General features: G+C 67.1%; 22 protein-coding genes. 9 read left to right on the top strand and 13 right to left on the bottom strand.

Annotation, left to right across the window (positions count from 1 at the left end; genetic code table 11):
• Nucleotides 1-56 precede the first annotated feature (56 nt).
• On the top strand, nucleotides 57-548 hold the full coding sequence (locus tag A5753_RS01150; protein ID WP_067122277.1) for a YajQ family cyclic di-GMP-binding protein: 492 nt from the start codon (nucleotides 57-59) through the stop codon (nucleotides 546-548).
• A 101-nt stretch (nucleotides 549-649) separates the two neighbouring features.
• Nucleotides 650-2,161, top strand: a complete 1,512-nt coding sequence (locus tag A5753_RS01145; RefSeq protein ID WP_067122274.1) for an NAD(P)/FAD-dependent oxidoreductase — start codon at nucleotides 650-652, stop codon at nucleotides 2,159-2,161.
• Here the strand turns inward: A5753_RS01145 and A5753_RS01140 are convergent.
• Complete coding sequence (locus A5753_RS01140) at nucleotides 2,158-3,351, bottom strand: PPE family protein (RefSeq protein ID WP_067122271.1); 1,194 nt, start codon at nucleotides 3,349-3,351, stop codon at nucleotides 2,158-2,160. The two genes, A5753_RS01145 and A5753_RS01140, sit on opposite strands and share 4 nt — an antisense overlap.
• A 13-nt stretch (nucleotides 3,352-3,364) precedes the next feature.
• Complete coding sequence (locus tag A5753_RS01135) at nucleotides 3,365-3,667, bottom strand: PE family protein (RefSeq protein WP_067122268.1); 303 nt, start codon at nucleotides 3,665-3,667, stop codon at nucleotides 3,365-3,367.
• Nucleotides 3,668-4,163: 496 nt separating this feature from the next.
• Here A5753_RS01135 and A5753_RS01130 point away from each other — a divergent pair, with 496 nt between their 5' ends.
• Both A5753_RS01130 and A5753_RS01125 read left to right on the top strand, forming a co-directional pair.
• Nucleotides 4,164-5,189 (top strand): NAD(P)H-dependent glycerol-3-phosphate dehydrogenase, encoded by a 1,026-nt coding sequence (locus A5753_RS01130; protein WP_067122576.1) that lies wholly within the window; start codon nucleotides 4,164-4,166, stop codon nucleotides 5,187-5,189.
• Between the two features lie 242 nt (nucleotides 5,190-5,431).
• Nucleotides 5,432-6,982 (top strand): SulP family inorganic anion transporter, encoded by a 1,551-nt coding sequence (locus A5753_RS01125; protein WP_067122265.1) that lies wholly within the window; start codon nucleotides 5,432-5,434, stop codon nucleotides 6,980-6,982.
• Nucleotides 6,983-7,006: 24 nt separating this feature from the next.
• On the opposite strand, the gene A5753_RS01120 is transcribed toward A5753_RS01125, so the two are convergent.
• The 3 genes from A5753_RS01120 to grcC1 form a co-directional block, all read right to left on the bottom strand.
• Complete coding sequence (locus A5753_RS01120; protein WP_156655852.1) at nucleotides 7,007-7,267, bottom strand: helix-turn-helix transcriptional regulator; 261 nt, start codon at nucleotides 7,265-7,267, stop codon at nucleotides 7,007-7,009.
• 22 nt (nucleotides 7,268-7,289) lie between these two features.
• Nucleotides 7,290-8,153, bottom strand: coding sequence for a zinc metalloprotease HtpX (gene htpX / locus A5753_RS01115; RefSeq protein ID WP_067122257.1), 864 nt, complete (start codon nucleotides 8,151-8,153; stop codon nucleotides 7,290-7,292).
• Between the two features lie 183 nt (nucleotides 8,154-8,336).
• Nucleotides 8,337-9,344 carry a nonaprenyl/(2E,6E)-farnesyl/geranylgeranyl diphosphat synthase gene (gene grcC1, locus A5753_RS01110; RefSeq protein ID WP_067122573.1) on the bottom strand — a complete coding sequence of 336 codons (1,008 nt, stop codon included), beginning with the start codon at nucleotides 9,342-9,344 and terminating at the stop codon, nucleotides 8,337-8,339.
• 22 nt (nucleotides 9,345-9,366) lie between these two features.
• Between grcC1 and menJ the strand changes: the two genes are divergently transcribed.
• Together menJ and A5753_RS01100 are read left to right on the top strand one after the other, a co-directional pair.
• Nucleotides 9,367-10,605, top strand: a complete 1,239-nt coding sequence (menJ, locus tag A5753_RS01105; protein WP_067122255.1) for a menaquinone reductase — start codon at nucleotides 9,367-9,369, stop codon at nucleotides 10,603-10,605.
• 113 nt (nucleotides 10,606-10,718) lie between these two features.
• The gene (locus A5753_RS01100) at nucleotides 10,719-11,129 is read left to right on the top strand and encodes a DUF732 domain-containing protein (protein WP_067122252.1); all 411 of its coding nucleotides are present in this window, start codon (nucleotides 10,719-10,721) and stop codon (nucleotides 11,127-11,129) included.
• A 6-nt stretch (nucleotides 11,130-11,135) separates the two neighbouring features.
• Here A5753_RS01100 and A5753_RS01095 read toward each other — a convergent pair whose 3' ends face one another.
• Nucleotides 11,136-11,828, bottom strand: coding sequence for a demethylmenaquinone methyltransferase (locus A5753_RS01095; RefSeq protein WP_067122249.1), 693 nt, complete (start codon nucleotides 11,826-11,828; stop codon nucleotides 11,136-11,138).
• A gap of 55 nt (nucleotides 11,829-11,883) precedes the next feature.
• On the opposite strand from A5753_RS01095, the gene A5753_RS01090 reads away from it, so the two are divergent.
• Both A5753_RS01090 and A5753_RS01085 read left to right on the top strand, forming a co-directional pair.
• Complete coding sequence (locus tag A5753_RS01090) at nucleotides 11,884-12,708, top strand: SDR family oxidoreductase (protein ID WP_067122245.1); 825 nt, start codon at nucleotides 11,884-11,886, stop codon at nucleotides 12,706-12,708.
• A gap of 138 nt (nucleotides 12,709-12,846) precedes the next feature.
• On the top strand, nucleotides 12,847-14,343 hold the full coding sequence (locus A5753_RS01085; RefSeq protein WP_067122241.1) for an FAD-dependent oxidoreductase: 1,497 nt from the start codon (nucleotides 12,847-12,849) through the stop codon (nucleotides 14,341-14,343).
• 7 nt (nucleotides 14,344-14,350) lie between these two features.
• On the opposite strand, the gene A5753_RS01080 is transcribed toward A5753_RS01085, so the two are convergent.
• Nucleotides 14,351-17,557 carry an adenylate/guanylate cyclase domain-containing protein gene (locus A5753_RS01080; protein WP_231989955.1) on the bottom strand — a complete coding sequence of 1,069 codons (3,207 nt, stop codon included), beginning with the start codon at nucleotides 17,555-17,557 and terminating at the stop codon, nucleotides 14,351-14,353.
• Nucleotides 17,558-17,777: 220 nt separating this feature from the next.
• On the opposite strand from A5753_RS01080, the gene A5753_RS01075 reads away from it, so the two are divergent.
• Nucleotides 17,778-19,013 (top strand): cytochrome P450, encoded by a 1,236-nt coding sequence (locus A5753_RS01075; protein WP_067122238.1) that lies wholly within the window; start codon nucleotides 17,778-17,780, stop codon nucleotides 19,011-19,013.
• A 9-nt stretch (nucleotides 19,014-19,022) separates the two neighbouring features.
• Here A5753_RS01075 and A5753_RS01070 read toward each other — a convergent pair whose 3' ends face one another.
• From A5753_RS01070 to A5753_RS01045, 6 genes are read right to left on the bottom strand one after another with little or no spacing between them, the layout of a single operon-like run.
• Entirely contained in the window at nucleotides 19,023-20,177 is a 1,155-nt protein-coding gene (locus A5753_RS01070; protein ID WP_067122235.1) for a glycosyltransferase family 1 protein, read from the bottom strand.
• Nucleotides 20,178-20,228: 51 nt separating this feature from the next.
• A complete protein-coding gene (locus tag A5753_RS01065; RefSeq protein WP_067122232.1) occupies nucleotides 20,229-20,786 on the bottom strand; it encodes a DUF3592 domain-containing protein in 558 nt (185 codons plus the stop codon).
• 11 nt (nucleotides 20,787-20,797) lie between these two features.
• Nucleotides 20,798-22,444, bottom strand: coding sequence for a 2-succinyl-5-enolpyruvyl-6-hydroxy-3-cyclohexene-1-carboxylic-acid synthase (menD, locus tag A5753_RS01060; RefSeq protein WP_067122229.1), 1,647 nt, complete (start codon nucleotides 22,442-22,444; stop codon nucleotides 20,798-20,800).
• 45 nt (nucleotides 22,445-22,489) lie between these two features.
• Nucleotides 22,490-23,278 (bottom strand): alpha/beta fold hydrolase, encoded by a 789-nt coding sequence (locus tag A5753_RS01055; RefSeq protein ID WP_067122226.1) that lies wholly within the window; start codon nucleotides 23,276-23,278, stop codon nucleotides 22,490-22,492.
• Entirely contained in the window at nucleotides 23,275-24,255 is a 981-nt protein-coding gene (locus tag A5753_RS01050) for an o-succinylbenzoate synthase (RefSeq protein ID WP_067122223.1), read from the bottom strand. The genes A5753_RS01055 and A5753_RS01050 overlap by 4 nt, the downstream gene beginning before the upstream one ends.
• Nucleotides 24,252-25,856 carry an amidohydrolase gene (locus A5753_RS01045; protein ID WP_067122220.1) on the bottom strand — a complete coding sequence of 535 codons (1,605 nt, stop codon included), beginning with the start codon at nucleotides 25,854-25,856 and terminating at the stop codon, nucleotides 24,252-24,254. Before A5753_RS01045 ends, A5753_RS01050 begins: the two co-directional genes overlap by 4 nt.
• Nucleotides 25,857-25,869 lie beyond the last annotated feature (13 nt).

Raw genomic sequence — 25,869 nt, 5'->3', positions numbered from 1 at the left:
CAACGAGCGAGTAGACAAAGCACAAACGCCTATCACCGGATGAAGGGACGGAACGCATGGCGGACTCATCGTTCGACATCGTCAGCAAAGTGGATCGCCAAGAGGTCGACAACGCGCTCAACCAGGCCGCCAAGGAATTGGCCACCCGGTTCGACTTCCGCGGTACCGACACCACAATCGCCTGGAAGGGCGACGAGGCTATCGAGCTGACCTCATCCACCGAGGAACGCGTCAAGGCGGCGGTCGACGTCTTCAAAGAAAAGCTGATCCGCCGTGACATCTCGATGAAGGCCTTCGACGCCGGCGAACCGCAAGCCTCGGGCAAGACCTACAAGATCAGCGGCTCCCTCAAGCAGGGCATCAGCAGCGAGAACGCCAAGAAGATCACCAAGCTGATCCGTGACGACGGCCCCAAGAACGTCAAAACCCAGATCCAGGGCGACGAAATCCGGGTCACCAGCAAAAAGCGTGACGATCTGCAGGCCGTGATCGCGATGCTCAAGCAGGCCGACGTCGACGTCGCGCTGCAGTTCGTCAACTACCGCTGACCGGCGCGATGCGCGCCCCCCGGATTCACGAGTTATTAGCCCGACCAACCGGTGGGTCTCTAGGCTGGTGACGAGTCCCACAATTTGAGCAGAGGTTCACGATGACCGTGACTCCCCAGGAGACCGCGAATAGCGGTGCCACCGAGGCCGGATACTCCGATGTGATCATCGTCGGCGCCGGCATCTCCGGCATCGGTGCGGCGTATCGGATCACCGAGCGCAATCCGCACCTGACGTACACCGTCCTGGAGCGGCGGGCGCAGATCGGCGGCACCTGGGACTTGTTCCGCTATCCCGGCGTGCGCTCGGACAGCAGCATCTTCACGCTGTCCTTCCCGTTCGAGCCGTGGACCCGCAAAGAGGGCGTCGCCGACGGCGTGCACATCCGCGAGTACCTGGCCGCCACCGCCCGCAAGTACGGCATCGACCGGCACATCCGGTTCAACAGCCATGTGCGCTCGGCGGACTGGGACTCCACAACCGACACCTGGACGGTCACCGTCGAGCAGGACGGGGCACGCAAGCTGTACCGGGGCCGCTTCCTGTTCTTCGGCAGCGGCTACTACAACTACGACGAGGGCTACACCCCCGACTTCCCCGGCATCGATCAGTTCACGGGCGCCGTCGTGCACCCGCAGCACTGGCCCGAAGACCTGGATTATTCCGGCAAGCAGGTCGTGGTGATCGGCAGCGGGGCGACCGCGGTCACGCTGCTGCCGTCGTTGTCCGACCGCGCCGCCAAAGTGACCATGCTGCAGCGCTCGCCGACCTACCTCATTTCCGCGTCCAAGTACGGCGCCGTTGCCGCGCTGGCTCGAAAGCTGTTGCCCCGCAAGCCCGCTCACCTCGTCATCCGCCTGTACAGCGCCCTGACCGAGGCGGTGTTCTTCGCGTTGTCCCGCAAGGCGCCGGGCCTGGTGCGGTGGTTGCTGCGGCGCAAGGCCATCAGCAGCCTGCCCCCCGGCTACGACGTCGACACCCACTTCAAGCCGCGCTACAACCCGTGGGACCAGCGGATGTGCCTGATCCCGGACGCCGACCTGTACAGCGCCATCACCGCGGGCGGCGCCGAGGTGGTCACCGATCACATCGATCACTTCGACGCGACGGGTATCGCGCTGAAATCCGGTGGACACCTCGCCGCCGACATCATCGTCACCGCCACCGGCCTGCAGCTGCAGGCGCTGGGCGGGGCCGCGATCAGCCTGGACGGCAACGAAATCAAGGTCAGCGACCGTTTCGTATACAAAGCGCACATGCTCGAAGACGTGCCGAACCTGTTCTGGTGCGTGGGCTATACCAACGCGTCGTGGACGCTGCGCGCCGACATCACCGCCCGGGCAACGGCAAAGCTGATAGAACACATGGCCTCTCACGGCTACACACACGCCGCCCCACATCGGGGCAACGAGCCGATGGCCGAGAAGCCATCGTGGGACATCAACGCGGGCTACGTGCTGCGCTCGGTGCACATGCTGCCGAAGTCGGGCACCAAGCGGCCCTGGAATGTGCGGCAGAACTATCTGGCCGATGCCCTCGACTACCGGTTCGACCGCATCGAGGAGGCGATGGTGTTCGGCCGCGTCGACGACCCGGCATCGCTTGCCGGCTAACCCGCCGCCGGCGGTCTGGCCATCACCGACGGTTTGAATCCGTAGGTCGGCAGGTTGCGCCAGCTCCCTTGACCGACGATCGTCCCGAACGGCGTCATCGGCATCGGATGCATCCCGTTCGCGGCTGGCGGTACCGCGGAGGTCGCACCCGTCAGCGTCGCGACCCCGGGGTTGATGACGGCGGTGACCGGAGCCCAGCTAGGTGGGACGGACAGCGCTCCCAACGGAACCGCGCGCCCCACACCCACTGCCACCGACCCGGCGTTGCCCAGACCGGCCCCGGCCGCGCCCAGCGCCTTGGCGCCGTTTCCCGCCGCCTGAGCCGCCGAGGACGCCGCCGGGGCCAGAGCCTTGCCGAAGGTGCTCATGGCCGTGATTCCGTTGCTGATCTGCCCGAAGGACTGCGCCGTCTGCACGCCGACCTGTCCCGTAGAGATATATGGCACAACGTATTTCGAGTACATAGAGGCCATGTCGTCGAACGGGGTGTTCTCCGAGATCCATTCATCGATCGGCTTGAGGTTGCCGAAAGTCGGCTCGGCCAGAGTCTGCAAATTCTCCGCGGCCTGCGCGTTCGCGTTCGCCGCGACGTCTTGCGCCCCGCTCTGACCCGAATTGCCAACGGCTTTCGCGACCGCGGCGGCCTGCTCGGACGATGCGGCGGGATTGGTCACTTCCGCCGGCTCGTCGAATTCGGTCAACTGTGCGGCCGTCGCCGAGGACCCCGCGTAGCCGTACATCGCCGCGGCGTCTTGTGCCCACATTTCGAAATACTCCGCCTCGACGGTGGCGATCGCGGCGGTGTTCTGTCCCAGGACATTTGACGCGATCAGCGACGCCAGTAGCGCGCGGTTGGCCGCGATGACCGGCGGCGGCACCGTCAGCGCGAAGGCTGTCTCGTACGCCGCCGCTGCCATCGTCGCCTGGCTGGAGGCCAGCTCGGCGTTCCCCGCGCTGGTGCGCAACCACGTCACACACGAGGTGGTCGCCGCAGCCAGTGCCAGCGCCGACGGCCCCAGCCAGGGCCCGCCGGTCAGTGCGGAGATGACGGACTGAAAGGAGGCCCCGCTGCTGTGCAACTGTGCCGCCAGCTCACCCCAGCTTGCGGCGGCGGCCAACAACGAACCCGCTCCCGGGCCGGCGTACAGGCGACCCGAGTTGATCTCCGGCGGCAGTAGCGCGTAGTCCATCTGCGTCTCCGCTCTACAGCGCCGACGCGGCGGCGTTCGCCGTCTCGGTGGCCGCGTAGGTCCCCGCGCTGTGCGCCAGGGTGGCCGCCAGCAATTCATGCACCGCGAGGGCCCGGGCGGCCAGCGCCTGAAACTGCACCGCGTGGGCGGCGAACTGCGCCGCCGTCAACGCCGACACCTCGTCCGCGGCGGCCGGTACGACCCCCGTCGTCGGGATGGCCGCGGCCGCTTTGCCGACGTTGAGCGCCGCGGTAATCGACTGGAGATTGCTTGCCGCCGCCGACAGCTGGTCTGGCTGGACAGTCACGAAAGACATACCGTTTTCCCTTCAGCGTGTGTTCGGATGTCGCGAAACGCTAAACGAGGGTATGGCGAATTCAGCGTCGGCAATTTATACAAATGGACCTTGAGCTTGTCTTTTCGGCAACATTCATGCTGATTTTTAGCCGCTCGCCGTTTCGTCTTGCCGCGCCCCTGTGTGCGCTTCACCAGTGGCTTTAAGCGAGTTGGCTTTTGGCGGGGAAGGCATCGGATGTTGTTTATGACTCCGACATGAGGGCGGGCCATTTGCCGTGCCGAATGCGAGTCGTCCCGCTAAGAAATATGAATTTCCCATGCCTTTTCGAGGAGTGGCGGGAAAATTGCGGCCCCCGGCTGATCGAACGCAAATGTTGTCATCGGTAGTTATGAATTCAGCATGGGCAGCCGCAGATACCACTCCGCGACGCCCGCGGTGTGCAGGCACACGCCGTTGCCGACCCCGCTTCGTGAACTCCTACAAATTCGCAGGTGTCCCCAATACGCTGATCGCCATGGCATCTGAGAAGCGCGAACCCAACGTCGTCGTCCTCGGTGGCGGTTCCTGGGGCACCACCGTGGCATCAATCTGCGCGCGTCGCGGGCCGACACTGCAGTGGGTGCGCTCCGAGGCCACCGCCTCCGACATCAACGAGAACCACCGCAACAGCCGTTACCTCGGCAACGACGTCGTGCTCAGCGACACCCTGCGCGCCACCACCGACTTCGCCGAGGCGGCGAACTCGGCGGACGTCGTCGTGATGGGCGTTCCCTCGCACGGCTTTCGGGGGGTGCTGAGCGAGCTGGCGAAGGAGCTGCGGCCGTGGGTGCCGGTGGTCTCGCTGGTCAAGGGACTCGAGCAGGGCACCAACATGCGGATGTCGCAGATCATCGAGGAGACGCTGCCCGGCCACCCCGCGGGGATCCTGGCCGGACCGAACATCGCGCGCGAGGTGGGCGAAGGCTATGCCGCCGCGGCGGTGCTGGCGATGCCCGACCAGCATCTGGCGACCCGGCTGTCGGGCCTGTTCCGCACGCGGCGCTTCCGCGTGTACACCACCGACGACGTCATCGGCGTCGAGATGGCCGGCGCGCTGAAGAACGTCTACGCCATCTCGGTCGGGATGGGCTACTCGCTGGGCATCGGGGAGAACACCCGCGCGCTGGTGATTGCCCGCGCGCTTCGCGAGATGACCAAGCTGGGCGTCGCCCTGGGCGGTAACCCCGACACCTTCCCGGGGCTGGCCGGCCTGGGCGACTTGATCGTCACCTGTACCAGCCAGCGCAGCCGCAACCGACACGTCGGTGAACAACTGGGGGCGGGCAAGCCGATCGACGAGATCATCGCCTCGATGAACCAGGTCGCCGAAGGTGTCAAGGCCGCCAGCGTGATCATGGAGTTTGCCAACGAATTCGGCCTGACCATGCCGATCGCCCGTGAAGTCGACGCCGTGATCAATCACGGTTCCACCGTCGAGGAGGCCTATCGGGGCCTGATCGCCGAGGTGCCGGGGCACGAGGTGCACGGGTCCGGCTTCTGAGCTGGCGGCTTTACGCCAGGAATTCAAATCTTTGCGTTCTCTATGGGCCGCGCCCGTCGGCTTGACCGGCCTTTGCCAGCAAAATACCGTCGACCCAGGTGGCCAGGGGTTTCCGGGCGCGATCCTGCGGGTTAGTCCGGCCGTAATCGTCTGTACGCCAGCGCGTTACGAAGAGGTAATGGGCTCACAATGGGGCGGATATCGGAACATCCCCCGCTAACACCTACCGAGGGACGCGACCGATGCACAACGTCGAACAGTCGGGTGAGAAAACCCGCGCTCAAGGCCGGACCGAACCGCGTGTCGATCGGTTGCGCGGCGTCATCCGGCACGATCTGCCATCCTCACTCGTGGTCTTCCTGGTCGCCCTGCCCCTGTCGCTGGGCATCGCAATCGCTTCGGGCGCCCCCGTGCTCGCCGGCCTGATCGCCGCGATCGTCGGCGGAATCGTCGTCGGCTCGTTGGGTGGATCCCCGCTGCAGGTCAGCGGCCCCGCGGCAGGGCTGACGGTAATTGTCGCCGGCCTGGTTGCCGATTTCGGTTGGGGCATAACGTGCTTGATCACCGTTGCCGCCGGAGTCGTGCAGGTTCTGTTGGGACTCAGCCGTGTTGCGCGCGCCGCCCTGGCGATCTCACCGGTCGTCGTGCACGCCATGCTGGCCGGCATCGGCATCACGATCGCCCTGCAGCAGGCGCACGTACTGCTCGGCGGGAAATCCAAGAGTACGGCCTGGCACAACCTCATCGGACTACCCGGCCAGATCATCGGTGCGCACCGCCCCGGGGTGATCCTGGGCGTGCTGGTGATCGTGATCCTGGTGGCCTGGCGATGGGTTCCGGCCAAAGTGCGCCGCGTCCCGGCTCCCCTAGTCGCCATCGTCGCCGTGACGGTCATCTCGGTGGTCTTCGGATTCCACGTGCGCCGGATCGACCTCGAGGGGTCACCGCTGGACGCGCTGCGGTTGCCCGACCTGCCCCACGGCAACTGGGGCGCGGTCGCAATCGGCGTGATCACGGTGGCGCTCATCGCCAGCGTCGAAAGCCTGCTGTCGGCGGTGTCGGTCGACCGGATGCACCACGGGCCCCGCACCGATTTCAACCGCGAACTGGTGGGGCAGGGAGCCGCCAACATCGTGTCGGGCACCATCGGCGGCCTGCCGGTGACCGGGGTGATCGTCCGCAGCTCGACAAATGTCAACGCGGGGGCCAAATCTCGCGCTTCGGCGATTATGCACGGCGTCTGGATCCTGTTGTTCACCATCCCGTTCGCCGGGCTGGTCGAGGAGATCCCCACCGCCGCCCTCGCCGGGCTGCTCATCGTGATCGGGATTCAGCTGCTGAAGCCTGCTCACATCGAAACCGCAATGAAACAGGGTGATCTCGCGGTCTACGTTGTGACCGCCGTCAGCGTCATCTTCCTCAACCTGCTGCACGGCGTCATGATCGGGCTCGCGCTGGCCATCACGCTGACCGGATGGCGAGTCATCCGAGCCAAGGTCGAAACCACATCGGTGAACGACGAATGGCGGGTGAGCATCGAGGGCGCGGCATGCACCTTCCTGGCGCTGCCGAGGCTGACGCGAATGCTGGCGTCGGTTCCGCAGGGCGCGACGGTGACGGTGGCCATAGCGGTCCACTACCTCGATCACGCTGCCCACCAGGCTATTACCGACTGGCAGCAACAGCACGAGGCGACGGGCGGCACGGTTGCGATCCACGGCGTGGCCGCGACGGATCAGTCCGACACCCACGAATCCTCGGTCGAAGCCGAAAGATCAGAGGCCGCAGCGTAATTCGTTCGCCGCTGGCCGCAAGGGTCAGTCGACGTCGATGCTGATGTGTAACCGCTTGCCGCACACCCGCGCCAGCCGTTGCAGCACGTCGACACGGGGCACCTCGGTCCCGTCCTCCCACGCAGCGACGGCTTCCTGGGTGGTGCCCATCGCTTCGGCCAGTTGGGCCTGGTTCATACCGGCACCGGCGCGTGTTTCGAAGATCAAGTCGGGCAGGTCCAGCGCGAGGCCGGCTTCGTGAATGTCCATCGAGTTGGGTTCAGTCATCGCCATCACCATCCAAATCCGATGGTACTGGCGAACCGGGCTACCGTCCCGCCATTTCCTCCAACCGGCGGATACGGTCCTCGATCGGCGGGTGTGTCGAAAACAGCGACCCGATCCGCTCGCCCGCCCGGAACGGGTTGGCGATCATCAGGTGCGCCTGGCTGGCCAGCTGCGGCTCCGGCGGCAGCGGGGCCGCCTGGACCCCGCCGGAAATCTTGCGCAGGGCCGACGCCAGCGCCAGCGGGTCACCCGTCAACACCGCGCCCGATTCGTCCGCCTGGTATTCGCGTGACCGCGACACCGCCAACCGCACCACCGTCGCCGCGATCGGACCTAGGAGCGAAACCAGCAGCAGCGCAAAGGGATTCTCGCCGTCGCGGTCGTTACCGCCGAACATACCGGCGAACATGGCCATGTTCGCCAGCGCGGTGATCACCGACGCGAGCGCGCCGGCGATGCACGAGATCAGGATGTCGCGGTTGTAGACATGCGAAAGTTCGTGTCCCAGCACGGCACGCAACTCGCGCTCGCCCAGGATGTCCAGAATGCCGGTGGTACAGCAGACCGCCGCGTTGCGGGGGTTGCGCCCGGTCGCGAACGCATTGGGCGCGTTGGTGTCGCTGATGTACAGCCGGGGCATCGGCTGGTGCGCCGCGGTGGCCAGCTCGCGCACGATCCGGTACATCGCCGGCGCTTGGACCTCCGAGACCGGCTGTGCGTGCATCGCCCGCAGCGCCAGTTTGTCGCTGTTGAAATATGTGTAGACGTTCATGCCGATGGCGAACAGCACCGCGAGGAACATCGCGGTCCTGCCGAACAGCGAGCCGACGAAGACGATCAACGCGGACATGCCGACCAACAACGCGAACGTCTTGAACGTGTTGTGATGCGGATGCCAGGTCATCGGTGTCCTCCTCGGAACACTCGGAAGCGCGCGTTACTGCCGATTACAGCTCATTGAACGCCCGAGACGGCCTTTTTGGTTCCGCAGTCCCGTCGCAGGCGACGCTTGCCGAATGGTGGCGACCCGTCCCCCAGCTTCGCGGGGTACCCCCAGCGCCCGGCTGCGTCGCGCTTGCGATCGCCGCTAGCCGTGCCGGCTGATGGTGTAGTCGACCAGCGTCTGCAGCGCGTGGCGACCGGGGACGTCCGGTAACAGGGCCAGTTCCTGGCGCGCCTGCTCGGCGTACTCGTGCAGCGACTGCTTGGCCTTGACCATGCCCGGCGAGGCCCGCAACAGCGCCAGCGCCTCGGCCACCGCGTCGTCCTCCTCGATGGGCCCGACCAGCAGCTCACGCAGCCGCGCCGCCTCGGGCCCGGATTCACGCAGCGCGTAGACCATCGGCAAGGTGTGCACGCCTTCGCGCACGTCGGTGCCGGGCAGTTTGCCGGACTCGCGGGAGTCACTGTCGATGTCGATGATGTCGTCGGAGATCTGGAACGCGGTGCCCACGATGCCGCCGAGGCGGCTCAGCCGCTCCACCTGATCGGCGTCCGCACCCGAGAACATCGCACCGAACCGGCCCGCCGCCGCGATCAGGCAGGCGGTCTTCTCGTACACCACTTTCAGGTAGTGCTCGATCGGGTCGGACCCCTCGACGAAGCCGCGCGTTTCGCGCATCTGTCCCGTCACCAACTGGGCGAACGTCTCGGCGATCAGCCGCACCGCGTCAGGCCCCAGTCGGGAAACCAACCGGGAGGCCGTGGCGAACAGATAATCCCCCGCCAGGATCGCGACGTTGTTGCCCCAGCGCACGTTGGCGGTGGGCGTGCCGCGACGAACCTCCGCCTCGTCCATGACGTCGTCGTGGTACAGCGTGGCCAGGTGCACCAGTTCGATGACCGCACCGGCGATGGTGACGTCCGCGCAGTCCGGGCTGGGTCCGATCTGGGCCGACAGCACGGTGAACAGCGGCCGGAACCGCTTTCCGCCGGCCTTGAACAGGTGCGTCAGCGACTCGGTCATGATGTCGTCGGCGCTGCGCAGCTCGGTGTCCATGAGCTGCTCGATCCGCCCCACACCGTCCCGTACGGTCGCCGCGAACGCGGGGTTGCCGAAGTCCACGCCCGCCACCACCGTTGCCGGAGTACTCACGGCACCAAACATACTGGTGTGCATGAAGACGGGAGCGACCCGAGCCCAAGTGGTGGTCGTGGGCGCGGGACCCGCCGGTTCGGCGGCGGCCGCGTGGGCCGCCCGCGCCGGCAACGACGTACTGGTCATCGATTCGGCGAGCTTTCCCCGCGACAAGGCCTGCGGCGACGGGCTGACCCCGCGCGCGGTCGCCGAGCTGGAACGGTTAGGGCTGGGCGACTGGCTGGACAGCCGCATCCGGCATCGGGGGCTGCGGATGAGCGGATTCGGCGGCGAGCTGGAAGTGGATTGGCCCGGCCCGTCATTCCCGTCCACCGGCAGCGCGGTGGCCCGCTTCGAACTGGACGACCGGATCCGCAAAGTCGCCGAAGATTCCGGGGCGCGGATGCTGCTCGGCACCAAAGCCGTTGCTGCACAACATGATTCATTGGGCCGGGTGACATCGGTGACATTGGCCGACGGCAGCGAGGTGAGCTGCCGTCAGTTGATCGTCGCTGACGGTGCCCGTTCGTCGCTGGGCCGCAAGCTGGGCCGGCGCTGGCATCAGGAAACGGTGTACGGCGTCGCCGCCCGCGGCTATCTGACGACCGCGCGCGCCGACGACCCCTGGTTGACGTCGCATCTGGAGCTGCGTGGACCCGACGGCTCCAAGGACAAAGTGCTGCCCGGCTACGGCTGGATCTTCCCGCTGGGCAACGGCGAAGTGAACATCGGCGTCGGAGCGTTGTCGACGTCCAAACGCCCCGCCGATCTGGCGCTGCGGCCGCTGATCGACTACTACACCGACCTGCGCCGCAACGAGTGGGGCTTTACCGGCCATCCGCGGGCGGTGGCCTCGGCGCTGCTGCCGATGGGCGGCGCGGTGTCGGGCGTGGCGGGCGCCAACTGGATGCTGATCGGCGACGCCGCGGCCTGCGTGAATCCACTGAACGGCGAGGGCATCGACTACGGGCTCGAGACCGGGCGGTTGGCCGCGGAGCTGCTGGACTGTCCCGACCTGTCGCAGGTGTGGCCGTCGCTGCTGCAGCAGCACTACGGCCGCGGCTTCTCGGTGGCGCGCAGGCTGGCGCTGCTGCTGACGTTCCAGCAGTTCCTGCCGTCGACCGGACCGATCGCGATGCGCTCGACGACGCTGATGACCATCGCCGTGCGGGTGATGGCCAATCTGGTCACCGACGACGACGCGGACTGGGTGGCGCGCGCCTGGCGGGGCGGCGGGCGGCTGTCCCGGCTGCTCGACCGCCGAACGCCGTTCAGCTGACCGATTCTCCCGCATCGCCGCTGGTCGACGGGCTTTGGCGTGCCCTTCCGGGCCGCAAATCGGCGTTTGGCTTTCGCCCGCGCGCGCGGAACGGGCCGTGTATAGTCCAGCTAATGAAGGGAACGATGCTGGCTACTATCGGAGCCGCCGCTGCTATCGCGCTCGCCGCGCTGGCCGCGCCGGCGCAGCTCTCCGTGCCGGCGCAGGCGGATCCGCCGCCGACCGCGCCGTACCCCACCCCGCGGACACCGTCGCCCCCGAGCGACTACGACGCGCCATTCAAGAACACCGTCAACGGCTTCGGCATCTACCAGCCGCAGGACCAACTGGCGTGGCTGGGCAAGATCACCTGCGACCGGTTGGGCCGCGGCGTGGACCACGACGCCCACCAATCCGCGACTTTCATTCAGCGCAACCTGCCGCGCGGCACCACCGAGGGGCAGTCATTGCAGTTCCTGGGCGCGGCGGTCGACCACTACTGCCCCGACCAGGTCGGCGTGGTCCAAGCCGCCGGCAACCACTAGAACCCGTCAGCGTTGGGGCTTGGTCCCGGCGTGTAGGGCGACGATGCCGCCGGTCAGGTTGCGCCAGCGCACCCCGGACCACCCGGCCTGGGTTATCTGCTGCGCCAGTGCCGCCTGATCGGGCCATGCCCTGATCGATTCCGCGAGGTATACGTAAGCGTCGGGATTGCTGGACACCGCCTGAGCCACCCGCGGCAGCGCCCGCATCAAGTACTCCTTGTAGACCGTGGCGAACAGCGCGTTGGTGGGCGTGGAGAACTCGCACACCACCAATCGGCCGCCGGGGCGAGTGACACGGGCCATCTCACGCAGGCCGGCCTGAGTGTCGACCACATTGCGCAGCCCGAAACTGATTGTCACGGCATCGAACACGTCGTCGCCGAACGGCAGCCTGGTGGCATCACCGGCGACCTTCGGAACGTCGCGCGCGGCACCCGCCGCCAGCATGCCGACCGAGAAATCGGCCGCCACACACCAGGCCCCCGACTTCTCCAGTTCGACGGTGGACACCGCGGTGCCCGCGGCGAGGTCCAACACCTTCTGACCCGGCCCGATGGCCAGCGCCGACCGGGTGGCTTTGCGCCAGTACCGGTCCTGGCCCATCGACAGCACGGTGTTGGTCAGGTCGTAGCGGCGGGCGACACCGTCGAACATCGACGCGACATCCCGGGGATCCTTGTCCAATTCCGCGCGACTCACCAGAGAAACGCTACCCGTCGGGAATGAGGTGCCGCCGTCGGCGTTGTGAGAGGGCGTGACTGAAAAAGTTTGGTTTATCACCGGTACATCGCGAGGCTTTGGCCGGGCGTGGACGATCGCGGCGCTTCAGCGCGGCGACAAGGTTGCCGCCACGGCCCGCAACACCGCCGCGCTGGACGACTTGGTGCAGAAGTACGGTGACGCACTGCTGCCGATTCGCCTGGACGTGACCGACCGGGCAGCGGATTTCGCCGCGGTCAAGCAGGCGCACGACCACTTCGGCCGGCTCGACATCGTGGTGAACAACGCCGGCTACGGTCAATTCGGCTTTGTCGAGGAGCTCTCCGAGCAAGACGCACGAAATCAGATAGAGACCAATGTGTTTGGGGCACTGTGGATCACACAGGCCGCCCTGCCGTATCTGCGCGAGCAGGGCAGCGGCCACATCATTCAGGTTTCCTCGATCGGGGGAATAACCGCGTTTCCCTTGGTCGGCATCTACCACGCGTCGAAATGGGCGCTGGAGGGCTTTTCGCAGGCGCTGGCGCAGGAGGTCGCTCCGTTCGGTGTGCACGTCACGCTGATCGAGCCGGGCGGTTTCGACACCGACTGGGCCGGCGACTCGGCCCGGCATGCCGATCCGCTGCCGGCCTACGACGACGTTCGCGCCGCCGTCCAGGCCGAGCGCAGCCGCCGGTGGGCCAGCCCGGGTGACCCGTCAGCATCCGCGGCTGCCCTGCTCAAGGTTGTCGACGCCGAAAAGCCGCCGCTGCGAGTCTTTTTCGGCGCTTCCCCGCTGGAAACGGCCAAGGCCGACTACGAGAGCCGGCTCGCGAACTGGGAGGAATGGCAGCCCGTCGCCGAGCTCGCGCAGGGGTGATTCGCGACTGTTTCGGGACCGCGTTCAGTTCTGTCACGCACCATCTGCAACTCATCGGGGAGTGAAGTAGTCGATTACTCATGCCGGCGCCACGGAGTGGACACATAATTGTGACTTCCGCGAGGAAAGGCGGCTTGCATGTCCGCACCCCAGCCCCCGCCGGTGGAAACCTGCGACGTGTGCATCGTGGGAGCAGGCATCGCCGGGCTAAACGCTCTGTTCGCCGCGAGCCGATACCTGTCGCGGGACCACAAGGTCATCCTGATCGATCGACGGCCGCGCGTCGGCGGCATGTGGGTCGATGTGTACTCGTATGTGCGCCTGCACCAACCGCACCCGATGTTCACGGCGGGCAACATCAAGTGGACCCTCGGCAAGGATCGCGGCTACTTGGCAACCAAGGGCGAGGTGCTCGATCATTTCCAGCACTGCGTCGACGTGATAAGGGAACGGGTGCAGGTGGACGAGCATTTCGGGTGGGACTTCGACTCGGAGGAAGAAGCGGACGGAATCGTGCGGGTCACCGCCAGGGCTGCCAATGGCCGGACGCTCGTCGTCGAGACCAAGCGATTGATCAAAGCCTATGGCCTGGGAATCACGCCGAACGAACCACTCGACATCTCCAGCGCACGCGTCCATTCGGTGTCGCCCGACTACTGCGACGTCCGGGCTGGCGACATCAGCGAAAGCGATGCGCCGGTGTGGATCATCGGCGGCGGAAAGACCGCGATGGACACCGCACATGCACTAATCACGACATACCCCGGTCGCGAGGTAAACCTCGTCGCCGGTCGAGGAACGTTCTTCTCCTGCCGCGACAGCCTGTTTCCGAGCGGCACCCGGCGGTGGTGGAAGGGCACGCCGTCGAGCACCATCGCCACACAGCTAAGTCGCCGGTATGACGGCACGAACGAGTCAGAGGTCCAAGGCTGGTACCGGGCCACCCATGGCACGTTCTTGACCCCGCAGGCGGACAACTTTGTGTTGGGAGTGTTATCGCAGGCCGAGAACCGCACGATCTCCGCGGGGCTAAACGATGTGGTTATGGACTATTTCGAGGATGCAGTCGATCGCAATGGCACGACGGAGTTCGTGTTACGGAGCGGTTCGACGAAGACGATTCAACCGGGCAGCTGGGTCGTCAACTGCACGGGATACGTCAAATTTCCCGACGAATACCCTTACGAGCCGTACGTTTCGCCCAGTGGCGCAGTCGTTTCCATCAACGTGCGGTCGGCCACGCTGCACTTGCCCGCGTTCATCGGGTATTTCCTGAGCCATCTGCTGTTCTTGGACAAACTCGGTGAGATACCGCTCTACGAAGTCGACTGGATGAACCTCAGGCAGAAGGCGCCGCTGGCTTTTCCGTACGTGCTCTTCGCGCTCGTCCAGCACAACCTCAGCCTGATCTACGACAACGTTCCCAGGCAGGTATTCACCGAAAACGGCCTCGATTTCGATAAGTGGTACCCGTTTCCGCGCCGCCTGCCGGGCTTGACGAGGTTCTTGCTCACGCACCACCGCGAACGGGAGCGGCACCGCCGTGTACTTGACACAGTCCGGGAGCGTTTCGATATCCGCTGCGGCCCACTTAGCGCGTCTGTGTCAAGGCAAGGTGGGCATGCTCCTGACTGACCGTCTTTCACGGCATTGCCTCGGCCCACGCGAGATGCCCCTCGTAGCCAAGCGCTTTCGCCATTTCGCGGTGGTCATGCAGGAAGGACGTGTAGGAGTCGGCATCACCCCGGCTGCGGGCCAGCAGCGTCCGCAGCCGCAACGACCAAATGTCGCGCATCACCAGACCCTCATCGGCTGGCGCGACCGACAACCGGTCAACCGCGGCCCCGGCTTCAGCCACGTCATCGACGGCCCCGCGATCAAGCAGTGACTCCACCAGAACAGCCGTCGCCGGAATACCCCACAGGAGAAGATGTTCCTGGCGAAACAAATGGTCGGCGGCGGCGCGCATCACCGGTATGGCGACATCGTGATCTCCTTGCCGCGCCGTCTCACGCGCCGCATAGACCTCGACGATCGGCAAATCGCTGAGGTTGTGTCCTTGGTTTAGGAACACTTCGCCGATCTCGCCCAACAGCTGCCGGCCCAGACCGCGCTCCGCAATGGTGTCGCGATGCACCAGCGCGACACCCAACGTCGCCTTGATGAAGCCCACCACCACGTCATCACTGGATCGCTCGGCGATCCGTAGAGCGTTCTCGATCTCGTGCAGGGCACCATCATCGGCCCTCAGCACGCCGAACGGTATGCCCAGCAAGTAGATATAGCCGACGACGCCGGCGTATGACGCGGGGTCAGCGCGACGGGCCATATCCAGGCCGTGTCGCAGGTCTGCCGACCATCCAGGATGGCCCAGAAAATAACGAGCCATCCCCCGCGACACGAAGGCGAGCGCTAACGGACACCCGACAAGGAAGTTGCCTTTCGACGGATCGCCGTCGGCCAGGTCGATAACGGCCTGCGACCATCGCAGGACGTCACACCACTCGGTACTCTCGATCTTGCCGTAGATCACCGGGAAGGACAGCCCTACTGTCAGGGTCGCATCTCCGACCGATTCGGCGAGGGCCCAGGCTTCCGATGCCAGCTGCGACGCCTCGAGCACCCGGTCCTGATGGGCATAGCCAACCACCATCCCTGCCGTCGCGATGCCAAGTGACGCCTTGTCCCCCGCGGCGCTGCACAACTCCCGCAATTCGTCAAAGCCGTCACCGGCGACGCCGGCATGGACTCGCCAGCCTGTCCCGGACAACATGGTGCGCGAGGCGATGCGCATGGCCGCCCGGTGCGGGTGATCGGCGGGCAGTGCGTCGGCGATCTCGGCCGCTCGCCCCCAGCTCGCTCGCGCCGCGCTTATGTCACGGTTGGTCGCCCAGGTGGCGGCACGCATGTGCCAGTCGTAGGCGGCGTGCAGGTCACCGGCGGCCTCCACATGTTCTGCGATCAACGCTGCGTTTTCGTCCCTCGATTCCGGATCGCGGGCTTCGATTGCGGCGGCTACCCGCCGGTGCAGATCTGAGCGATCCGATCTGAGTTGTGCGCCGTAGGCCACCGAATGAATGAGGGGATGATGGAACACATACTCCGGTCGTCGGGTGAGGGTCACCACGTCGATGAGCTGGGCCGCCACCAGTTCGTCGACGACAGGCTCGATACCCAACACCGTGAGTAGGTCGACGCTGAATCGCGAGCCGATGACCGCCGCCGCGCTCAGCGTGCGCTTGGCTTTCGGATGGAGCCGGTCGATGCGCGCGGCGATGGTCGCCTGCAACGTGGCGGGCACACTCACTTCGCTGACCTCCGCGGCCGACGTGTAGGCACCCGGCTCCCCACGCAACACACCGCGCTCGGCCAGTTCGCGGACCAGCTCCTCGGCGAAAAACGGATTACCGGCCGCCCTCTCGACGACTCTGCGGCCCACGGCATCGACCGACAGGTCCGGTCCGAGGAGATGTGCGACGAGTGCTGCGGTTTCTGAATCACTCAGCGGCGCAAGGGCTACGGTGTGGGCATCAGCCACTCGGGTCAACGCACCGTGGTATTCCGGTCGGTAGGCGACCAGCACCAGCGAGGGCGTCTGCGGGATCACCTCAAGGAAATCAGTCAGCATCGACTCGCTGATCTCGTCTATCCAGTGGGCGTCCTCGACGACGTAGACCGTCGGCCTGTGGCGGGACAACCTGGCGGCGTTCACCAGCGCGGCCAACCGCCGCCGACGCGCATCGGGATCAATCGCGGGCACGACGGTGCTCGGGTCGGCGATGCCCAGCAGGTCATCAAGCAGCAGCACGTCCTCAGGGTCTGCGTCCGGAAATTGGTCTCGCACTCGCGCGCGGGCCGCCTGCCCCTCAAGACCCTCAACGCCGGTCGCCGCCCGCAGCAGACGCGCCACGGCGTGAAAGGGGACCTGGCTGGTGTGTGACTCACAGAAGGCGGTCGACACCCCCACACCCCGGACCGCTGCCATCGCTGCCACCTCGCGCACCAGGCGGCTCTTGCCGATGCCGGGTTCGCCTACCACCACAACCACCGCGCCCTGACCACCGAGGGCGCGGTTCAACAACCCCTCGACGGCGGACATCTCCAACCGGCGACCGACCAGATTCGAGTCAGCGCGCTCGGCAGCGCGATGCCGGTCTCCTATGCCCAGTAAGCGGTAGGCGGTGACGGGTTCGCTGGCGCCCTTGATGCGGACCATCTCCGGTTCACTCAGCGTCGCTGAGTCATCAACCAGTCGCGCGGTGGAGACGCTGAGCATCACCCCACCCGGCGGTGCGACCGATTCCATCCGTTGAGCCAGGCCCACCTGATCACCTATGGCGGTGTAACCGGAAGGCCCCGAGCCGATTTCACCGGCGATCACCTGACCGGAGTTAAGACCCACGCGCACAAGCAGTTTCGTGCCGTCTCGGCGCTCGACCTCGGTGCCCAGAGCCTTCGCTTCTTCCTGAATGCTCAGCGCCGAGAGACATGCGCGAAGGGCATGGTCCTCCATTGCCGCCGGCGCACCGAACACCGCCATAATGCCGTCGCCGGTGAACTTGTCCACCGTGCCGCCGTACCGCCGGACAACGGCCGCGCAACGGTTGGCCAGATGGACCATGATCTCGCGCAGCCGTTCCGTCCCGACGGTCGCCGCTATCTCCATCGAATGCACCACGTCGGCGAACAAGACGGTGACTTGCTTGTACTCGGCTGCTCCAGTCGCGTGACGCAGGGGTGTACCGCATTTGCTACAGAAATTGGCCGGAGGACTGGTCTGCGCGCCGCAGGAACTACAGACCAGCCCGACCTGGGCCAGTTCACGGCTGCCATCCCCGGTGGGGTCCACGTCAGTATCGTTTCACCGCTGGTCAACGATGTCTTGCAGATCGGCATGCCAACTGTCGCGACTGCGCGATACCGATCCCTGAAGTCCGGATACGAGGCGTCCTCACCGGGCGGCAAGCACTGGTACCGCAAGACAGGTAGTCGGCTACGCATGTGCTGAGTGACCAGGGCACCAAAGCTGGGTGGTGAAGGTACTTCGCCGACCAGCCTTGGGGGCCACCATGACCATCGCAGTTGACGCGCCGACCTGCCCGAACGTCTTTGATGCCGGACTTCCGACGATTGACTATGAGCATTGCCGAAGCCTCGACGAGGCCCACGCGATCATTCGCCGCGCACGACGGCAGGCTCCGATTGCCATCGGCCCCCACGGGCCGGAGTTCTTGACCTATGAACTGGTTCGGACCGTGTTGCGCGACCCCCGATTTCGCGTGCCCCAGGGCATGTTCCTTGCTTCCCAAGGGATTACGAGCGGCCCGCTGTGGGAGCGAGTCGCAACGAACCTGATCAGCCTCGACGGGCCCGCGCACCAGCGGCTGCGCCGCCTGGTGTCCAAGGCCTTCACCCCGCGGGCCACCGCCCGGCTGGGCACCACGATCGTCGAAGTGATCAACGAACTCATAGACCCCCACACCGCAACCGGGCGCTGCGACGTGGTCGCCGACATCGCCCGTCAATACCCGATCCCGATCATCTGTGCGCTGTTGGGCGCCCCGGCCGAGGATTGGAAGCTGTTCTCGGAATGGACGGACGACATCTTCAAAGCCTTCAGCTGGGAGGTCGCCGCGCACGAGCGGACCATCCTGGCGGCATGGGACGAGCTCGACGCCTACATCGACGACATGGTCGCCCAGCGGCGGCTCACGCTGACCGACGACCTCCTCTCGGATCTGATCCGCGCCGAGGACGACGGCGATCGCCTCACCGCCGAAGAGCTGCGGATGCTGGTAGCGGGCCTGTTGATGGCCGGCACGGACACCACCCGCAACCAGTTGGCCGCCTCGGTGCAGGTGCTGTGCGATCGTCCCGACCAGTGGGCGCTGCTGGCCCAGCATCGCGAGCTCGCGGCAAATGCGGTCGAAGAGACGATGCGGCACTCACCGATCGCGGGCCTCACCCTCCGCATCGCCCTCGAGGACGTCGAGGTCGCCGGGTTCATGATCCCGGCCGGCACGCTTGTCATCGCCAACACGGCCGCCGCGAACCGCGACCCCGCCGTCTACGACGATCCCGACCGGCTCGACATCACCCGCGTCGAAGCCGCACCGATGCAGACCTTCGGCGCCGGCATGCACTACTGCCTCGGCGCCAACCTGGCCCGACTGGAGCTGAGCGAAGCCCTGACGGTCATGGCGCGGCGCATGCCCCACGCGCGCCGCAGCGGCCCAGCCCCATGGAAGCCCCTCACCGCTATCAGCGGACCGGCCACGCTGCCAATCGAATTCGACCCGTCATAGGAAGCCGGCTCACTCGCCCTGCGCGTGCCGCCCGGCGGCGATCTGCCGTCGGACGAACGGCGACAGCACTGCTTCGTAGTGACCCAGCAACTCGTCGCAGATGACCGGCCAGCTCCGGCCGACCACACTGCGTCGGGCGGCCACGGTGTAACGGCCCCGTTCGGCGATCAGGTGTGCAACCGCGTCGGGCAACCGGGATTCGAACTCGTTGACGGCCAGCAGCAGACCGGTGCGCCACGGTGTGACGAGGTCACGTGGGCCGCCGGCGTCGGGGGCGATCACCGGCAACCCCGACGCCAGCGCTTCTTGCACGACCTGACAAAACGTCTCGTGCTCACCGGGATGCACGAACACGTCCATGCTGGCGTACGCCGCGGCGAGTTCGTCGCCGTATAGCGCACCCGTGAAAACCGCTGTCGGCATTGCCGATTGCAGCGTGATGCGGTCGACACCGTCGCCCACGATGACGAGCTGGACCGCGTCGTCGGCGGCCAGCCCGATGAGACGCTCGACGTGTTTCTCGGGCGCGAGGCGACCCACGAATCCGACCACCGGCTTGCCCTGCGGCGACCACCGTCGTCGCAGCGCCTCGTCGCGCGCGGACGGCGCGAAGCGCAACACGTCGACACCGCGTGCCCACCGGTGTACCCGCGGAAACCGATGAGCGACAAGCGATTCCATGGTCACGCTGGAAGGCGCCAGGGTACGGTCGGCGAGACCGTGCAAATGGCGGAACCAGGCCCAGGCGGCCCGGGCGGTCATCGGAATGCCGTAGCTGGCCGCGAAGCCCGGAACGTCGGTTTGATACACCGCGACCGTCGGCACCCCCAGCCAGCGGGCCGCCCGCAGCCCGCCGTAGCCCAGCAGTGCCGGCGACGCCAGATGAACCACGTGCGGATCGAATCCGCGCAACACCTTCACCAGCCGGGGTGTGGGCACACCGAGCGGCAGGGTGGTCACCTTGGGGAACATCCGGGACGGCACCCGGTGCACGCGGATCCCGTCGTAGATGCGATCCGCCCGCGGCTGCCCCGGAGGCGTGTCGGGGGCGATGACGAGGGCTTCGTGACCCGTCCGGCGCAGATGCTCGAGCACCCGGATCACCGAGTTGCTGACACCGTTGACCTCGGGGAGAAACGATTCCGCGACGATGGCAACGCGCACATCACTACCGTGTCAGCGCCGGCTGTCGACAAGGTTGCCTGCGGGCATACGTCATGCGAAATTTGCAGGTCCGGCGCTTTTAGCGGCCCGGCCCCCGGTTGCGTCCGGTGGTACGTCGCGACGGTCGAGCCACTTGTCCAGCAGCGCCAGCGCGATCAGGACCGCGGCCGCGCCCAGCCAGCCCACCACCGCGATGGACCCGGCGGGGATGATCGCCAGCCCGGCGTTGCGATGCTGCACGCGCACCAGGTTCGGATCGTTCTTGTTGTACTCGACGTAGATTCGCATCCCGGTGGCCAAATGGGACGGGTAGAGCACACCGAGTTCGGGACGATAGGTGACCCGCTCGGGGGTGACGAATTCGATGGTGGAACGGCGCGGTCCGGCACTGAGCACCTCCGCCTGCGCGACACCCATGTTGTGGGTGATCGCGAGGTCGTCGCGCCAGGCGCCGGCCACCAACAGCACGGACTGCAAGGTGACCAGGCCCGTCACGATCAGCACCGCGATTCTGGCCCACCGCAACGCAATCCTAGCCCGCGTTCTCGGCGGTTCGTCACTACGGCCATGAATCAGTATGTGCAGCAGAGCTTTTGGAGAAACCGCCATCTAGGTGCGCCTCACAACGCGGCCTTGATGGCGGCGTGCAGCTGCCGCAGCGACGAACGGTCGGCCTTGACCTCCAACACCCGCATGCTGGCTCCGGGTTCGTCGAGCGCCGTGCGCAATTCGCCGACCTCGATCTGCCGGCTCTCGACGTGGTAGGCGCGACACAGCGCACCCACGTCGACGTCGTGCGGGGTTCCGAAAATCCGCGACGAGACGTCGGAGAACCGCGGGTCGCCCTGTTCGAGCAATTCGAAGATGCCGCCGCCGTTGTCGTTGGAGACGACGATCGTCAGCCGGCGCGGGGTGGGCTCGGTGGGGCCGATGAGCAACCCCGAGCTGTCGTGCACGAACGTCAGGTCGCCGATCAGCGCGACGGTGCGTGCCGGGCTGTCCGGACCGCCCTCGCGTTCGTGGGCGAGAGCCGCCCCGATGGCGGTGGAGACGGTCCCATCGATCCCGGCGACGCCGCGGTTGGACCGCACCCGGATATCGCGGGTGTCCAGGCCGACCAGCGCAGCGTCCCGGACCGGGTTGGAGGCCCCGAGCACCAGCTGATCGCCGGGCGCCAGCCCGTCGGCCACGGCGGCCGCGACGTGCAGGCCGGTGGTCAGCGGGTGCGAGTCGAGCTGGGCGCGGACGGCGGCCAGCGCGTGCCGGTTGGTCTCCGCACAGCGGTGCAGCCACGCCGCGTTCGGCGCTCCGGTGGTGACCGCCCGGGTCCCGGTGGCCTGCGAATTGCCCGAAACGTCCGGCCAGCGCGGCCCGGTGGTCAGCGCGAACACCGGTACCTGCGGGTCGGCCAGCAACGTCGACACCGGCCGGTGCAGGGTGGGGCGGCCGAGCATGATCACCTGCTTGGGCCGCAGCAGGGGCAGCGCCAGCGGGTGCAGCGGATTGGCCGGAGCGGGCGCCGTCGGCTCGGCGACGGTCGGCAGCTGCGCCAGGTTGGGCTGCAGACCCGCGCCGTGCCCGGCGATGACGACCGTGTCAGGTGACAGGTCGATTTCCAGCGGCTGGTCGAAGCTGACCGGCGGGGTGTAGGTCCACGGCCGTCCGCCCGGGCGACCCTGCGGCGTCGGCGTTTGAGGGTCTGGATCGGGCACCAAAGGTTCGCGCAGCGGGATGTCGAACTGCACGGGGCCGGCGTTGGCGGTACGAGATCCGGTGGCGGCCGCCAGCACCCGGCACGTGGCCGATCGCCAAGTGGCGTTCAGGGAGTCCAGGCGCTCGGGGGCGTCCTCGGCCAGGCCCAGGCTGATGGTGGCCCGCACCTGCGTGCCGAAGTAGCCCAGCTGTTCCATGGTCTGGTTGGCTCCGGTGCCCAGCAGCTCGTAGGGCCGGTTGGCCGACAGCACGATCAGCGGCACCCGCGCGTAGTTGGCCTCGATCACCGCCGGGCCGAGGTTGGCGACGGCCGTGCCGGACGTCATGGCGACGCAGACCGGTGCGCCGGCGGCGATGGCCAGGCCGATGGCCAGATAGCCGGCGGTGCGCTCGTCGATGCGGACGTGCAGGCGGATGCGGCCGGACCGGTCGGCGTCCTGCAACGCGAAAGCCAGCGGGGCGTTCCGCGAACCGGGACAAAGCACCACATCGCGGACACCGCCGCGAATCAGCTCGTCAACGACGACGCGAGCCTGTGTCGTCGAAGGGTTCACTCCTACAGGGTGTCACAGACCGCCGACGATGCCCGCCGGGCGCATTCAGACCTGGTCGTCGGTGAAGAACTTGAGCATGGCTTCGTTGACGGCGTCGGGTCGTTCGAAGAAGCCGAGATGACCGGCGTCGGGGATCTGCACGTAGCGGCCGTTGGGCAGCGCGTCCGCGACCTCGCGGCCCATATGCGGCGGGGTCAGCACGTCGTCGGAGAAGCCGATCACCAGCACCGGGGTCGTGATGCTGCGGTAGGCGGTCAACCGGCTGGTGTACGGCGCGATATCGAGCTGCGCGCGCGTGCCCGGGGTGGGCTTGAGGGGCCAGGTGGAGAACATCGCGATCCAGTCCGCGACCGCGGTGTCATCGTTGAGGGTCTTACGGGAAAAGTTTTCCAGCAGGCGGATTTTGGCGTCGTACGCGGCCGGCATCTCGACACCGGTGTCCGACAGCTCGGCCTCGGCGTCGCGGAAGAACTGCCGGGCCCGGTCCATGCGGCCGCGCGTGCCCATCAGCACCGCCGAACTGACCAGCTCGGGCCGGGCCAGCATGAGCTCCTGGGCGATGAACGCACCCATCGACATCCCGACGACGCGGGCCGGGGCCGCATTCAGTCCCTCGATCAGCGCCGCGGTGTCGGCGACCATGGTTTCCGTCGTGAATCCCTGAGCGTTCTCCGTGGCGCCGATTCCGCGATTGTCGAAGGTGATGACGCGGTATCCGGCCGCCAGAAACGCGGGGACTTGATAGGGGTGCCAGGTTCGTCCGGCGCCGCCGTGGCCGGCGATAAATACCACGGGCTCACCGGAACCGCGGTCGTCGTAAGCCAGGTTGATCACCCGGACGACGGTACAAGCAACCGATGGCAGGCCTTGACCCGGTCGATCCACCACTGCCGCCGCTCGGGCGCCGCCCGCAGCGCCCGCAGCCGCTCCGGATCGGGCGTGACCGGCCCCACCGGCAGGGCACCGTCGACAGGCGCGGCCGTCTCGGCGACGTCGTCGACGAACAGCCCGCCGGTGCCCAGTCCGCAGGCGTGCCGCAGTTGCGGCAGGGCCGCCGCCGCGCGCAGCCCGGCGGCGATTCCCACCGCCGAGTCCAGCGCGCTGGAGACCACGACCGGGATGTCGATCTGCGCGGCGATCTCGAGCAAGGCCGAAATCCCGCCCAGCGGAGCGACTTTGAGCACCGCGATGTCGGCAGCGTGCGCGTGGACCACGGCCAGCGGGTCGTCGGCCTTGCGGATGCTCTCGTCGGCGGCGATGGGCACGTCCGGCATATCCGGGCGCCGGCGCAGCTCGGCGAGCTCATCGACGCGCGCGCAGGGCTGTTCGAGGTACTCCAGCGGCCCGTCGGCGGTCAGTGCGGCCGCGGCCCGCACGGCCTCATCGACGCTCCAGCCGCCGTTGGCGTCCACCCGCACCGTCGGGACCAGTTCGCGCACGGCGTTGACCCGCGCGACATCGTCGGCCAGGGTCTGCCCGGGCTCGGCCACCTTCACCTTCGCCGTGCCGGCGCCGGGGAAGCGGGCGAGCACCTCGGGAACGTCGGCGGCGGGCACGGCCGGCACCGTGGCGTTGATCGGGACGCGGTCGCGACGGGCTGGCGGCGGCTTCCGGTAGGCGGCCTCGATGCCCGACGCCAGCCAGTGCGCGGCCTCGCGCGGCCCGTATTCGACGAACGCCCCGAATTCGCCCCACCCGGCCGGTCCGTCGATCAGGGCGACCTCGCGGGTGGTGATGCCGCGGAAGCGCACCCGCATCGGCAGGGCCACCACGTGCAGGCGGTCGAGCAGGTCCTCGAGCGTCGGCGTCACGCGCTGTGGACCTGGCGGCCCGCCAGATACGTCGCCCGCACCTGAAGGTCGGCGATCTGCTCGGGCGGCACCGCTCGCGGATCGGCGGAGAGCACCACCAGGTCGGCGTACTTGCCGACCTCCAGCGAGCCGATCACGTCGTCGGAGAACAGCTGCCAGGCCGCGTCGATGGTTTGCGCGCGGATCGCCTGCTCCACGGTCAGGCATTCCTCGGGTCCGAGCACCCGGCCGCTGGGCGCCGTGCGGGTCACGGCCACACTGATGTTGCGCAGCGGTTCCTCGGGCGTGACGGGCGGGTCGTTGTGCAGTGAGATGCGCATCCCGGTGGCCACCGCGGATCCGGCTGGCATCCAACGGGTTCCGCGTTCCTCGCCGAAGAGGCCGTCGACGATGACGTCCCCCCAGTAGTGGATCTGGTCGACGAAGATGCTGCAGGTGACGCCGAGGTCGTGGGCGCGCCGCAGCTGCTCGGGCCGGATGGCGCCGACGTGCTCGAGGCGTAGCCGGTGATCGTCGCGCGGATGGCGCTTAAGGGCTTCTTCGTAGACGTCGAGGATGGTGTCCACGCCCGCGTCGCCCTGCACGTGGCAGGCCATCGGCCAGCCCAGCGGGAAGTACGCGCCGACGATCTCGTGCAGCTGCTCTTTCGTGTAGTTGGCGCAGCCGCAGGAGCCCGGCACGACGCCGATGATCCGGGTGGCCTCGGTGTCCAGATACGGGAACGAAAGGTCGATATTGCCGATCCAGGGCGAGCCGTCGACCCAGATCTTGATGCCGACCTGCCGCAGGATGTCGTCGCCCTGCCCGGGTGTGGCGGCGGTCGACATCTGCGGGTTGGAGATCTCGTAGGTGCGCAGCCGCACCGTGAGCTGCTCGCGAAGTTGCTCGACCACGGGTCGGAAGTTCGGGTCGAAGGCCATCTCCGAGCAGGTGGTCAGGCCGGCGCGGTTGAGCCGAGCGCACTCGGCGAGCAGCATCTGCGGGTAGTCGGCGAAGTCGATCGCCCCGCCGAGCAGCGGGAACACGGCGCCGGTCTCCTCGGCGGTGCCGTCGAGTTCACCATTGGCGTCGCGGCCGTACTTGGCGCCCTTGGGATCCGGGGTGTCACGGTCGAGCCCATGAAGCTTGGCGGCGCGCGAATTGAAGTAGGCCTTGTGCCCGGAGTTGTGGATGATCACCAGTGGGCTGTCGGGCGCGACGTCGTCGAGCCAACTCAGGGTCGGTTCCGGAAGGCCCCTCTGCAGCAGCGGATCCCAGCCGTTGAGGAAGGCGCCGTCGGATCCCCGCCGGGCGACCTCGGAGTGAATCGCCGCGACGACGTCGTCGGCGCCGCGCATGGTGACCGGCCGGATGTCGACGAGGCGGTCCGACAGGGCGACCGCCTCCATCAGCGGATGCCCGTGTGCCTCTACGAAGCCCGGCATCACGCAGCCGTCGCCGACATCGACGGTCCGAGTGCCGGGGCCGACGAATTCGGCGACCTCGGTGCGGGTGCCGACGGCGATGATCTTGCCGTCGGCGATGGCGAGCGCCTCGGCGGTGGGCCGCGCCTCATCGACGGTCAGGATGGTTCCGGTCATGACGAGATCTGCATCGGCCATGGGGAGGGATCGT

The sequence above is a fragment of the Mycobacterium sp. 852002-51971_SCH5477799-a genome (genome assembly GCF_001667145.1).
Taxonomy (GTDB): Bacteria; Actinomycetota; Actinomycetes; order Mycobacteriales; family Mycobacteriaceae; genus Mycobacterium.
This window is presented reverse-complemented; position numbering and strand designations above follow the sequence as displayed.

Excerpts from the sequence above, each read along its gene's own strand:
- A5753_RS01150 (WP_067122277.1), top strand. The coding sequence starts at position 57 with ATGGCGGACTCATCGTTCGACATCGTCAGCAAAGTGGATCGCCAAGAG.
- A5753_RS01145 (WP_067122274.1), top strand. The coding sequence starts at position 650 with ATGACCGTGACTCCCCAGGAGACCGCGAATAGCGGTGCCACCGAGGCC.
- A5753_RS01140 (WP_067122271.1), bottom strand. The coding sequence starts at position 3,351 with ATGGACTACGCGCTACTGCCGCCGGAGATCAACTCGGGTCGCCTGTAC.
- A5753_RS01100 (WP_067122252.1), top strand. The coding sequence starts at position 10,719 with ATGAAGGGAACGATGCTGGCTACTATCGGAGCCGCCGCTGCTATCGCG.
- menJ (WP_067122255.1), top strand. The coding sequence starts at position 9,367 with ATGAAGACGGGAGCGACCCGAGCCCAAGTGGTGGTCGTGGGCGCGGGA.
- A5753_RS01125 (WP_067122265.1), top strand. The coding sequence starts at position 5,432 with ATGCACAACGTCGAACAGTCGGGTGAGAAAACCCGCGCTCAAGGCCGG.
- A5753_RS01065 (WP_067122232.1), bottom strand. The coding sequence starts at position 20,786 with ATGGCGGTTTCTCCAAAAGCTCTGCTGCACATACTGATTCATGGCCGT.
- A5753_RS01045 (WP_067122220.1), bottom strand. The coding sequence starts at position 25,856 with ATGGCCGATGCAGATCTCGTCATGACCGGAACCATCCTGACCGTCGAT.
- A5753_RS01135 (WP_067122268.1), bottom strand. The coding sequence starts at position 3,667 with ATGTCTTTCGTGACTGTCCAGCCAGACCAGCTGTCGGCGGCGGCAAGC.
- A5753_RS01130 (WP_067122576.1), top strand. The coding sequence starts at position 4,164 with ATGGCATCTGAGAAGCGCGAACCCAACGTCGTCGTCCTCGGTGGCGGT.
- A5753_RS01085 (WP_067122241.1), top strand. The coding sequence starts at position 12,847 with ATGTCCGCACCCCAGCCCCCGCCGGTGGAAACCTGCGACGTGTGCATC.
- htpX (WP_067122257.1), bottom strand. The coding sequence starts at position 8,153 with ATGACCTGGCATCCGCATCACAACACGTTCAAGACGTTCGCGTTGTTG.
- A5753_RS01075 (WP_067122238.1), top strand. The coding sequence starts at position 17,778 with ATGACCATCGCAGTTGACGCGCCGACCTGCCCGAACGTCTTTGATGCC.